Below are 12,673 nucleotides of genomic sequence, written 5' to 3'. Positions count from 1 at the left end.
TCAATGATTATCTTCTTCGGTGTATGGTTTGAAGATCTGATCACACTAAGGAAGTTTAGTTCAAAAAAATCCCCGCTAATTTCTTAGCGAGGATTTGTGTATAAGAGACAGGCATAAGCTGGCTTTTCAATTTAGTTTACGACTAAGTTATGACGTGATTTATGAATCATCTTCGACAAGCGTCATTAGCGATGTATTACCGCCAGAAGCTGTTATATCGATACTGATTGTCTTTTCGGTAACAAGACGCCTCAATAACGTATCGTAGTATTCTGCGCTAATGACAGGCAGAATTGCACCATTGCGTGCAGCAAGCTGTGTGCTGACATAGCCTTTACGCTCACAGCCACTTCCTACTACAGCAGCAGTAAGGTGCTCGTGTGCAAGGAGTGCAGGGAGCTGGTTAAGCTTAGCTACCTGAAGTACGCCTTCTGCCACACCACAGCTTAATAGCTTGTCTCTAAAAGCAATTGCTTCTTCGTGGAATAAGTCAGAAACAACGGTGATCACGGTATTACCTGCTGCTAAAGCGGTGATAACAGACAGCACCCAGAAGTTAAACGAGGTATCTTTATCTGCATAACAGGCGACACAACCACGTGCTTCGTAGCGAAGGGTATTTGATTCGCCTGTAGGGCCAGGTAGTTCAATAACCTTATCTAAACGCTTTTCAACGTGAATAAGTTGCTCACGTGCATCGGCAAGCGTTTTGTTTAAGTCATCGGCAAGCGTATCCAGGACCTCAACTTTGGCGAGCTTAGCAAGTAGCTGACGTACTACAGATACACGGTCGTTTAACGGCATTGCACGCCAAGCTTTTTCGTCGCGTTTTGAGATATTCATCATACGCGATACTTGCTCTTGTGCTCCTTGATAAGCGGTGATCTCTTCACCGTCAGCTTTGATGTTAGTCGCTTGGAAATTTTCTGCAGCTTGGTTTTCTTTTACTAATCTAGCAATGTAGTTAGGGCCACCTGCTTTTGGACCAGTACCAGATAGGCCGCGACCACCAAATGGCTGTACACCTACGACCGCACCAATCATGTTACGGTTAACGTAAATGTTACCAGCGCGCGATTGCTTTGCTAGGTACTCAGCACGTTCTTCAATACGGGTGTGGATACCCATTGTCAGACCAAAGCCAGTGCTATTTACTTGGTCAATAACATTGTCGATATTAGTACCTTTAAAGCGGATCACGTGAACACATGGGCCGAATACTTCTTTTTTCAGCACTGATAGGTCACTGATCTCGTATAGACGCGGTGCAAAGAAGAAGTGACCTGTCTCGCCCATATCTGGCAGTGAACATTCATGATGCAGTGTTGCATTACCTTTTAAGTACTCAACGTGTTCATTTAGCGCATTCAATGCTTTTTGATCAATTACAGGACCTACATCAGTAGATAGATGCGCAGGGTCGCCAATGTGTAGCTCTTTCATCGCACCTTTGATCATGTTGATCACTTTATCTGCAATCTCTTCTTGTACGAAGAGTACGCGAAGTGCTGAACAACGCTGACCGGCACTTTGGAAACCTGATGAGATCACGTCATCAACAACTTGCTCAGGCAGTGCAGTTGAGTCAACGATCATACAGTTTTGACCACCTGTTTCTGCGATCAGAGGTACTTGATCACCGCCGCGCTCAGCAAGGGTTTGCGAAATACGTGTACCGGTTTCTGTAGAGCCTGTAAACATCACTGTTTGGATGCGTGTATCCGGCACGATGTGCTTACCAACTTCACTACCGCGTGCGATAACAGGCTGTACAATACCTTTTGGCAAGCCAACTTCTTCCATTATTTCAATGGTACGAAGGGCAACTAATGAAGTTTGCTCAGCTGGTTTTGCGATAACGGTGTTACCAGTCACGATAGCCGCAGCAACTTGACCTAGGAAGATTGCTAGTGGGAAGTTCCAAGGGCTGATACATAAGATCACACCGCGCGGGCTAAAACGCTCATCAAGTGCAAGCTCTTCGGCTTTGGCTGCGTAGTAACGACAGAAATCAACCGCTTCACGGACTTCATCGATGCCGTCTTGCGTGATCTTACCCGCTTCTTTGATACACATAGCGATAAGTTCGTCACGATGACGCTCAAGCGCATCACCTGTGCGACGCAAAACCTCAGCCCTTTCACTTACTGGCGTTTGCGCCCATGTTGCAAATGCGGTCTCTGCATTTGCAACAAGTTGCTTCATTTCATCAGCGTCTTGATGTCGAATAGAACCAATCACTTCGTCGTGGTTAGCAGGGTTTAACACCGCTTCGTGGCCTTCTGGTGCACCTGAAGCTGTCATTAAGTTTTGCTCAACCCACTTCTGCAAGTTTTCGCGCATAGGTGTGATGTGGTTTACGTTCGTCAGATCAAGGCCTTTTGAGTTGTTACGCTCTTTACCGTACAGATCGATTGGCAACGTAATTTGCATATTGCGCTTGTGCTTAACACGTTGGATTTTTTCTACTGGGTCTTCAAGTAGTGATTCAACAGGTATAGACTCATCAACAATCGCGTTTACGAAAGAAGAGTTTGCACCGTTTTCAAGTAGACGGCGAACAAGGTAAGCAAGCAAGTCTTCGTGCTGACCAGCCGGCGCATATACACGACACTGTACTTTGTCTTCTGTTACAACTTGGTTGTACAGTGAGTCACCCATACCGTGTAGACACTGGAATTCAAAGTTATTGAATTCACCATTTGCAAGCTCAAGGATAGTAGCAGCAGAATATGCGTTGTGTGTTGCAAACTGCGGGAAGATCACATCACGTGCATTCATTAGTTTGATTGCACATGCTTTGTAGGATACGTCAGTTGTTGCTTTACGAGTAAATACCGGGAAGTCTTCAAGGCCATCAGCCTGAGTGAGTTTTACTTCAGTATCCCAATAAGCCCCTTTTACAAGACGTACCATCATCTTGCGGCCAACTCGGCGACATAGTGCTTCAAGCCAATCAATGACCCAAATAGCCCGCTTTTGATATGCCTGTACAGCAAGACCAAAGCCATTCCAGTTACCTAGTGCGTCATCAGAGAATACCGCTTCGATGATATCAAGTGAGATATCTAAACGATCCGCTTCTTCGGCGTCTACTGTGAAGTTAATGTCATACTGTTTTGCCGCAAGTGCTAACTCTTTTAGTTTAGGCACAAGCTCCGCAATAACACGGTCGCGGTGTGTAAACTCATAACGTGGGTGGATGGCAGATAGTTTTACTGAAATACCTGGGCTCTTAATTGGACCACGGCCGTTTGCCGCTTTACCAATGACATGGATAGCCGCCAAATAATTGTTGAAGTAATGCTCTGCGTCAGCCATCGTACGCGCGCCTTCACCTAGCATATCGTATGAATATGCGTAGCCTGTGGCTTCTTTCTCTTTTGCGCGCTCAAGTGCAGCTTCAATCGTGGTGCCCATTACAAACTGCTGGCCCATGATTTTCATCGCATATTGCACCGATTTACGAATTGCTGGCTCACCAAGACGACCCATCGTGCGTTTTAGTAAACCAAATTTTTCGCCTTTGTTTTTGTCAGCGTAGTTAACCATTTTACCGGTTAGTAGTAGGCTCCAGCTCGATGCATTTACAAATAGTGAATCACTATTACCTATGTGCGAGATCCAGTCACCTTTGCTAAGCTTATCGCGAATTAACATATCTTGCGTTGATGCATCGGGTACGCGTAAAAGCGCTTCAGCCAAACACATCAGTACTACACCTTCGTCAGAAGACAGTGAGTACTCCTCTAATAATGCGTCTATACCGCTTTGACCGTGTTGGTCTTTACGGATATTTAATACCATTTGACGCGCACGTTCCCATGCGCGAGTACGGGCAGAAACACCGACTTCAGCAAGCGGTAAAATGTGATCGATGACAGTCTCTTCATCAATGCGGTAGAAGTCACGGATCTTTTGACGGATCGGACACTGAGTTGTTAAATCGCCTTGGAATAGCATAGGTTAAACCCTCAATATAAAAACCTAAGTACTACGAAGACAGCTAGTGTCTTCTGCAGCTCAAAGAGCAGCTGCTGTGTAAATTTACAGTGGTTAAATTTTAGTCCCTGAGTGATAAGAAACAACTTTGCCCTTACCACAGGAACACCATACAAACTCGAGTGCATTGTATAGAAGTTTCAGCAGAATATGCTGTTCTATTTTAACTAAATACGGTAAATTTAAGGGTATAACGACTTTATTTCAGAACTTTATGCTGCATGACCTTTTCAATAAAAACCAGAGTTTTAGATCGCATCGACACTGCCATATTAGAAGTGCTGCAAAAAAACGGCCGAATTTCAAATGTTAACCTTGCTAAAGCGGTGAATTTAAGTCCTAGCCCATGTCTAGACAGAGTTAAAAAGCTAGAAGCCGAAGGGTATATTGAAGGTTATGCTGCAAGGCTAAATGCAGAGAAATTGGGTCAGAAGCTGGTGGCACATGTCGAAATCACGTTAAAAAGCTCGACTGAATCGGTATTCGAAACGTTCAAGCAACACGTTATTGAGATCCCGGAGGTAGTGTCCTGTGACATGGTGGCGGGTGGCTTTGATTACCTACTAAAAATTCGAGTAACAGATATGCATCAGTATCGGGAAGTACTTGGCCAGATTGTCGAAATACCTTGGGTAGGAACAAATCACACTTATATGGTTATTGAGCATGTAAAAGAGGATGCAGGAGTGACTATATTACCAGTTAATTAACAATTGTTTCAACTTTCCCCTTTCCACTTATTGGTTTAGTTCTTTTTATTGTGTTTTTTGAAATAAAATATTTAATTAAATACTTTATGTATAGTTACCGCTAAGCCCTTTTCTTTAATCTTTTTTTAATTATAACTTATTGTATATTTGGATTTTTATTTTTTGTTTTTTTATTCCTAAATCATAAAAGAAAGGAAAAATACATTACAGTACATTACATATGAGCTCTTTTTGACACTAGCTTAATTTAGATCAACAAAAGCTTAACTTTTGTAAATTTATGATTCTTGTTGGCAATTTTTTACCCTAGTCTGGAGCAGAATGAATTCGGTAAAGTAAGTAAGGTAATAAAATGACAACAGCGACGCGTACAAAGGATATTACGCCTTTAGACTCTATCCAGTTTCAAGTCCTAATTGATAATACGCCGGTCACTGCCTGTGAGGGAGAAACCGTGTTATCTGTATTGCAGGCAACAAATACAAAACGTATATGCGAAAACGATAAACATGTCGTCACGGGTGCATATTGCTCTATGGGAGTTTGTCACTGCTGCCACGTTAAAATTAATAAACGCCACAAGCAACGGGCTTGCCAAACTTTGGTGGAGCCAAACATGAACATTGAAACACTGAGTAACCGCTTTAAAGAAGAGGGACTATGCAATGGTAAAGTCTAGTCCTGTAGTGATTATTGGTGGCGGCCCATCCGGTACCGCAGCTGCGGCCATGTTAGGGAAATATCAGATCCCATCAATAGTGATTGATGAAGCGCCAAAGATAGGCGGCGTGATTTATAGAGGACCACTGCGCAGGACGACATCTTTGCCCCACTTAGATGATAACTTGCAGCGGGCTATGAGTGCACTTCGTACACGATATGAAAGTAACCGTGATTGTATCGACCTAAAGTTATTAACTCGCGTATTAGGACCCGAGGGTAAGCAGCAGTTACTGTTAAGTGAAAATGGCGAACTGACTACGCAAAGCTACAGTGAATTAATTTTGGCAACGGGATGTCATGAGCGCAGTGTGCCATTTCCAGGTTGGCAATTACCGGGTGTTATGTTGCTTGGCGGCGTACAATTGCAAATAAAGAGTGGCCTTGTTAAACCAGGTGCCAAAATGGCGCTAGTTGGGACCGGTCCATTACTGCCATTGGTTGCATGTCAGTTACACAAAGCCGGTGTGAATGTCGTTGGCGTGTATGAAGCTAGTTCATTTAATAAACTTGCGAAAGAAGCTGTTGCACTTTTGAACAAACCTAAATTAACACTCTCAGGTTTGAGCATGATGGGGTATCTAAAGAAACATCAGATCCCCTTTTACTACGGTTATGGCATTGTGAATGCTCAGGGAAATGAAAGTTTAGAGCGAATAACGGTTGCACCATATGATGACAATTGGCAGGCCGATCGTCGTCGTTCACACTTAATTGAAGTCGATGCTATTGGCGTAGGGTATGGCTTTGTTGCTCGTACTCAATTGGCAATGCTGTTAGGAATAGAACATAAATACACAAAAGTGAGTGGTTACATACCAGAGCTGGATGATAACTTTCTCAGTAATCAAAACAACATGTATGTTGTGGGTGATAGTAGTGGTCTATTGGGCGCAGATGCCGCGATATGTGAGGGCCAAATCGCCGCACTGAATATCGCCTTAAAACGAGGGGCCGTGACCGCCAGTGTGGCGCTCAACGAGAAAAACAAAATAATGCGCCGGCATGGCAGAATTTCACGTTTTAGGTTTGGTTTTGATCGCTTCAGCGAGCGTCAAAGCGGCATACTCAATTTGGCGCAAGATGACACTGTGGTGTGCCGTTGTGAGCAAACAACCAAAAAGCAGTTAGACGATGCGATACAGCAAGGTGTAAAAGATCTGACTACCTTGAAAATGCGTACTCGAATTGGCATGGGCGATTGCCAAGGTAAAACTTGTAGTAGTTATGCGTTAGACTTGCTTCATCAAGCAGGCCATAATCAAAATCCAAAAACAGGGGTAATAAAACCTCGATTTCCTTTAGATCCCATTCCCTTTACTTTTATGGAAGAAACAAATTGATGAGCAAATATGATGTCATTATTGCTGGTGGTGGAGCCATTGGTGCGGCTTGTGCGTATTTCTTAAGTCGAGATACCGACCTTAAAATTGCCTTAGTCGATATTAAAAAACCCGGTAATGCGTCTCGTGCCTCTGCTGGTGGACTGTGGGCGATTGGTGAGTCGGTAGGACTTGGTTGTGGGGTGATTTTTTTCAAAACCTTGTCAAAGCTGCAAAGTGAAGCACAAGGTGAGGAGATACCGACGATGCGTCCTCACCAATTACCAGATTGCTTTTTTGAACTGGCATTAAAATCGAATGCTATGTATCCAGAACTCTATGAAGAGCTGCGCACAAAGCATGATGTAGATTTTAAGTTTGAACGAACTGGGCTCAAGTTTATTATGTACAACCGTGAAGATGAGTTATACGCCGACCAGATTGTCAGTGGTATTCCCCATTTGAGCGATCAGATCCGCTGGTTGAATGCAGAGCAGTTAAAGACTGAAGAACCATACGTGACGCCTAATGCGATTGGCGCCATTGATTTCAAATGTGACCATCAAGTGAACCCTTATCGTCTTGTTGAAGCGTATACCGAGGCGGCGAGGCAAAACGGCGTCGAACTATTTTTACATACTGAGATTGAGCATGTACTGCGCGAAGGAAACCGAGTACTGGGCTTAAAAACCGCGGCAGGTGAGCTACGTAGTGACACCGTCATCAATGCAACTGGTGCTTGGGCGAATACACTCTTTAAACAAGCCACAGACTTGGACATGCCTGTTTATCCAGTTAAAGGCCAAATTGTGTTGTCTGAGCGTATGCCAAAAATTCTAAATGGTTGTATTAGTACCAGTGATTGTTACATTGCGCAAAAAGACAATGGTGAAATATTGATAGGCTCTTCTACCGAAGAAAAAGGCTTTGATACCACCAATAGCTTGGATAAAATTCAAGAGCTATCCCGAGGTGCAATGAAATGTTTGCCTATCTTAAATGAATCTAATATTAAACGTTGCTGGGCAGGGCTTAGGCCTGGTACACCTGATGAATTGCCTATTTTAGGTAAGGTCCCAGGTATTAAAGGCTATCTAAATGCTTGTGGTCATTTTAGGACAGGTATCTTAACGTCAGCAATCACTGGTAAACTCATGACCGAATTGGTGATGGGCCAACCTACCTCAATCGATTTAACCCCATTTAGTGTGACGCGCTTTTTTGACAAAGCAGAGTAGACACCATTTCCATATAGATGGCTTACCAATGCAAGAGTAAGCCATCTATAAGGCTAGCTATTTAATCTCGAACCATTTGAAAGCGGATTTTTGCTTTTTATCGCATCAAACTGACATTATTTTTGAAGTTGTTATTATGTAACAGTACTAGCTAAATATGAGAAAATAATGAAAATAAAGCATTTATTTGCAGCCATGGCTGCAGTGCTTGGGCCACTTGCGAGCCCAGTGGCAAATGCCTATAGCACGGAAGATACTCGTTTATTAAGATTCCCTGATATTCATAAAGAGCACGTCACTTTTGTGTATTCTGGTGATATTTATGTAGCCAATACCGAAACTGGTAAAAGCACCCGCTTAACCGATCATGTAGGCTTTGAAACCTTTCCTAAATTTTCTCCAGATGGTGAAAAAGTTGCGTTTGCTGCCGAATATAATGGCAGCCGCCAGATCTATGTCATCAATAAAGATGGCTCCGGGTTAAAGCAGCTGACTTACTATAACGATGTGGGTCCGATGCCTCCACGAGGTGGCTTTGACTACCGTGTACTAGATTGGACACCTGATGGTAAGCATATTGTATTTCGCGCCAACCGTACTCCTTGGGGTAAGCGCATGGGTCGCCCATATATGGTGCCTGTGGAAGGGGGCCTAGAGCAACCTTTAGCGATCCCTGAAGGTGGCGGCGGTATGCTATCTGCGGATGGCAGCAAATTCGTTTATACACCTATCGACAGAGAATTCAGAACTTGGAAGCGTTCACGTGGCGGTCGTGCGCAAGATGTTTGGGTGTATGATCTAGAAAAAAATACCTCTGAGCAACTTACCACTCACCGTGCGACTGATCAGCAACCAACGTGGGTAAATGACAGCATTTACTTTGTATCTGATAGAGACTACACGCTTAACCTTTACAAATATCGTGAAGGTAAAAAGCCTGTAAAAATGACGGATCATAAAGAGTTTGATGTGCTTTGGCCATCCGCGGGTCCTGATGCCATCGTTTATGAAAATGGCGGCTACTTATATCGTTTCAACGAAGCGAATAAGATGACGGAAAAGCTGACTATTAATATTGATGGTGTGCGTAAACACGCGATGCCTTATAGCAAAAATGTCAGTAAATTCATTGACTCCATGGACGTATCTCATGATGGTAAACGCGCGGTTTTCACTGCTCGAGGTGAGATTTTCTCGGTACCAGTGAAAAATGGGCCGACACGTAATTTATCTCATACACCAACAGGTCGTGAAATAGCGGCGACGTGGTCGCCAAGTGCACGTTATGTGGCTTATTTGAGCGATGCAACGGGTGAATATGAAATCTACTTAAAAGATCGCGCTAACAACAACGAAGTTAAGCAATTAACAGACAATGGTACGATTTGGCGTTTTGACCCTATTTGGTCGCCTGATAACTCCAAGCTATTGTTTGCAGACAAAGATCATATTGTTTGGTTGCTAGACGTTGAGTCAGGAAAACTAACAAAAGTAGACCGTGGTTTACATGATGAAAATAGCATTACGCAGTATACGTGGTCGCCAAACAGTAAAGACTTAGTTTTTGTTAAAAATAACGAAAACCGCTATGCATCACTTTGGCACTACAATCTTGACAGTAAAAAGTTAAGTCGTTTAACCGATGATATGACTTCTGAAAGCAATCCAACATTTTCTGAAGATGGTCAGTATATTTATTTCACGTCTGAGCGTGATTACAACCTAGCATTCAGTTCATACGAGTTTGATTATCTATTTAACAAAGCGACCCGTATTTACTCAGTGGCGGTGAATGATTCAATTGAGCCAATCAATGCGCCGCAAAGTGATGAAACAAGCATTGTTAGCGATGACAAGAGCGATGCCGACAAAGCTGATTTAGATACCAGCATTCAAGTCGATGGGTTTATGGATCGTGTGGTATCACTGCCTGCTCCTGCTGGTAATTATCGTGCTTTGACGGGTGTTAAAGGCGGTGTACTGACACTTTCAGGTGGTGCGCTTAAGCTAGTTGAAAATAAAGCTGAAGGTAAAGTAGAAACGGTTGCCAAAGGTGTGAGTGAGTACAAGGTTTCTGCTAACCGCGAGCATGTTATCGTGCGAGCTGGTAGCAAATACAGTGTGATCAAGCCAAAAGCTAAACAAGACTTAAAAGCGAATCAGCTTGATTTAAGCAAAATGAACCTAAAGATTGACCCTCGCATCGAGTGGTCACAGATGTACACTGAAGGCTGGCGTACATTACGCGATTGGTTCTATGATGAGAATCACCACGGTCAGGACTGGGATGCAATCTTGAAACGTTATCAGCCAATGGCTGATGCTGCTGCACATCGTACAGATATCGATTATGTGTTGAGTGAAATTGCTGGCGAGATCAATGCTGGTCACATCTACGTACAGTCAGGTGATGAGCCAAAAGGCAAGCGTAAAAAGCACGGTTTACTTGGTGCAGAAGTAGCAAGTCACCGTTCAGGTTTTGTGACTATCAAGCATATTTTTAAAGGTGAAAATTGGCATGAAGACTTCCGTTCGCCGCTTAATGAAACCGGTGTGCGTGCAAGTGACGGTGATTTTATCCTTGCTGTAAATGGTCGCAATGTGAATGAAGTAAGTAACTTCTATGAGCTACTGGAGAACACGCAAGGCGAGCAAGTAGAGCTTATCTTAAGTAAGTCACCAAGTTTTGACGATAGCTGGAAAGTTAGCGTCAAGCCAGTGAAGAGCGAAATTGGCTTGCGTTATTTACAGTGGGTTGAATCGCGCAAAGCATACGTAGAGGAGCTTTCTGGCGGTCGCATAGGTTATGTACACCTTCCAAATACGGCGTACGAAGGTAACCGCTCAATGTTCAAAAACTTTATGCCACAAACGACCAAAGATGCGTTGATCATCGATGATCGTTATAACGGTGGTGGTTTTATTCCTGAACACGTCATTACATGGCTTGCGCGCAAACCGCTTAACTACTGGAAGCGCCGTGGTGTAACCCCGACGAAAACACCACAATTTGCACATGATGGACCAAAAGCCATGTTGATTAATGGTTATTCAAGTTCCGGCGGTGATGCTATTCCTTACTACTTCCGCCAAGCTGGCTTAGGTAAGTTGATTGGTACACGTACTTGGGGTGGCTTAATCGGTATTTCTGGTAACCCACGTTTGGTTGATGGAGGTCAGGTAATTGCTGCTACATTCCGTATTCTTGATAATGATGGTAATTGGATCATCGAAAATGAAGGGGTCGTCCCGGATATTGAAGTGATTGATCGACCAGAACTAATCCAAGCTGGTAAAGATCCATCTGTTGAGCGTGCAGTTAAAGAGCTGTTAAAAGAGCTTGAGGATAATCCGAAGAAGAAGTTAACTGTGCCACCGGCACCGACTAAATTTATTGACTAACTTTTTTGGTTAGTTATCAAGTTAACTAGATAAAAGGGGGCACAGCCCCCTTTTTAATTATAACGGAATTATATTTTTAAAGAGGTTTTTACTTATTTAAGTTGTTTTTGTTTTTGTTTTAATTTTTATTTAATTAATGTTTGTTGTTTTAATTGAAGTGAGAGCTTTTTGTTATTCTGAGAGGGTGGTGTGATTATTTTTTAGAATTTATTAAGTCTGATTTTTTTATTTAATTTTTGTTTTTATTGTTTGAACTTTTATTTGGTTTTTATTCTTTTGTGAACCCCTTGTTTTCTACTTGTGGTGATTAATTGTTTTATTTAAAGCAATATTGAATGGTGTAGAGGAATAAAATAATATTCCCCGTTTTTTATCCATGAAAGAATAAGGACGGAAGTTGAACAAAACTTGGACAATTGGTTTAGCGCTGATGTCTACAAGTGTAATTGCGAGTTTGAGCAGGCATATGCACCCATCGTAGTATCTGACATAACCATTTTTATTCCCATTGAATTGAAACCAGAGCAATCCTCTCAATTCTGGCAAACAAGCATTGATGGTGGATATAATCTGGCATGGTCTCCAGCCGACCAAGCCCAGTATTATGAAATTGTATATCAATATAAAAGTGCATCTGGGCAATTATTAACAGATACGATCAAAGTTAATGCCACAAACTATATACTCAAACCGAAGGGGAGCTTGAGCGGAGCAATTCAAGTACGGTCATGTCATAAATACGGTTGTTCAGGGTTTAAATATAGCCAAACACAGGTACCAACTCGCCTTGAATTAAATGCTTTTACAGGTAAGTTAGTTTCTCCACAGGTAGCGCAAATTGCTTGGAATGCTTCAGGAGCTACTTACGTCTCGGTGACTGAAAAAGAAAATGGAAGAGTACTCTTTACTACCAATGGATTATCACCAAGATCAGGTACGAAAAATATAAACATTTATCCTGGGCAGCATAAATCAATTACCCTGACAGCAGTGGGGTTTGGTGGTCAAAGAGTTTCAAGAACAGTCAATATCGCAGGCAATTTTGTCGATTTGAGTCGTCAGAAAGGAACAAAACATACCAAGTATTTACAACCATTCTATGAAAAAAACTACTCAATTGTAGAAAGAAGCGTTCTTTACACTGACAGTAGTGTTTACTTTGCTACTCAGGATTTCAAGTTATATCGCTTTGATAAATCGACATTAAATAATTATCAAACTGAGCCTACTTGGGTTTTAAATACGGATGGGTTGATAGCGGCGTTTTTCAAGGTAGTTG

General features: G+C 42.6%; 7 protein-coding genes. 6 read left to right on the top strand and 1 reads right to left on the bottom strand.

What is annotated here, in order from left to right; genetic code table 11:
• Positions 1-159 precede the first annotated feature (159 nt).
• On the bottom strand, positions 160-3,963 hold the full coding sequence (putA, locus tag N482_RS05000; RefSeq protein WP_063376030.1) for a bifunctional proline dehydrogenase/L-glutamate gamma-semialdehyde dehydrogenase PutA: 3,804 nt from the start codon (positions 3,961-3,963) through the stop codon (positions 160-162).
• Between the two features lie 260 nt (positions 3,964-4,223).
• On the opposite strand from putA, the gene N482_RS04995 reads away from it, so the two are divergent.
• The 6 genes from N482_RS04995 to N482_RS04970 form a co-directional block, all read left to right on the top strand.
• On the top strand, positions 4,224-4,712 hold the full coding sequence (locus tag N482_RS04995; protein WP_063376029.1) for a winged helix-turn-helix transcriptional regulator: 489 nt from the start codon (positions 4,224-4,226) through the stop codon (positions 4,710-4,712).
• Between the two features lie 352 nt (positions 4,713-5,064).
• The gene (locus N482_RS04990) at positions 5,065-5,391 is read left to right on the top strand and encodes a 2Fe-2S iron-sulfur cluster-binding protein (RefSeq protein ID WP_063373013.1); all 327 of its coding nucleotides are present in this window, start codon (positions 5,065-5,067) and stop codon (positions 5,389-5,391) included.
• Positions 5,378-6,775: an NAD(P)/FAD-dependent oxidoreductase gene (locus N482_RS04985; protein WP_063376028.1), complete on the top strand. Its 1,398-nt coding sequence runs from the start codon at positions 5,378-5,380 to the stop codon at positions 6,773-6,775. The genes N482_RS04990 and N482_RS04985 overlap by 14 nt, the downstream gene beginning before the upstream one ends.
• Positions 6,775-7,992 carry an NAD(P)/FAD-dependent oxidoreductase gene (locus tag N482_RS04980; RefSeq protein WP_063376027.1) on the top strand — a complete coding sequence of 406 codons (1,218 nt, stop codon included), beginning with the start codon at positions 6,775-6,777 and terminating at the stop codon, positions 7,990-7,992. The genes N482_RS04985 and N482_RS04980 overlap by 1 nt, the downstream gene beginning before the upstream one ends.
• Before the next feature lie 168 nt (positions 7,993-8,160).
• Positions 8,161-11,394, top strand: coding sequence for a S41 family peptidase (locus N482_RS04975; RefSeq protein WP_081227762.1), 3,234 nt, complete (start codon positions 8,161-8,163; stop codon positions 11,392-11,394).
• A gap of 408 nt (positions 11,395-11,802) precedes the next feature.
• Positions 11,803-12,673, top strand: an 871-nt coding sequence (locus N482_RS04970; RefSeq protein ID WP_155730488.1) for a hypothetical protein, incomplete at its 3' end; no start/stop codon positions are given.

It is taken from the genome of Pseudoalteromonas luteoviolacea NCIMB 1942, from assembly GCF_001625595.1.
Lineage (GTDB): Bacteria > Pseudomonadota > Gammaproteobacteria > Enterobacterales > Alteromonadaceae > Pseudoalteromonas > Pseudoalteromonas luteoviolacea_A.
Note: the sequence above shows the minus strand (reverse complement) of the source record. Positions and strands in the feature narration are given on the sequence as shown.

Coding starts and splice junctions, on each gene's coding strand:
- putA (WP_063376030.1), bottom strand. CDS start 3,963: ATGCTATTCCAAGGCGATTTAACAACTCAGTGTCCGATCCGTCAAAAG.
- N482_RS04995 (WP_063376029.1), top strand. CDS start 4,224: ATGACCTTTTCAATAAAAACCAGAGTTTTAGATCGCATCGACACTGCC.
- N482_RS04990 (WP_063373013.1), top strand. CDS start 5,065: ATGACAACAGCGACGCGTACAAAGGATATTACGCCTTTAGACTCTATC.
- N482_RS04985 (WP_063376028.1), top strand. CDS start 5,378: ATGGTAAAGTCTAGTCCTGTAGTGATTATTGGTGGCGGCCCATCCGGT.
- N482_RS04980 (WP_063376027.1), top strand. CDS start 6,775: ATGAGCAAATATGATGTCATTATTGCTGGTGGTGGAGCCATTGGTGCG.
- N482_RS04975 (WP_081227762.1), top strand. CDS start 8,161: ATGAAAATAAAGCATTTATTTGCAGCCATGGCTGCAGTGCTTGGGCCA.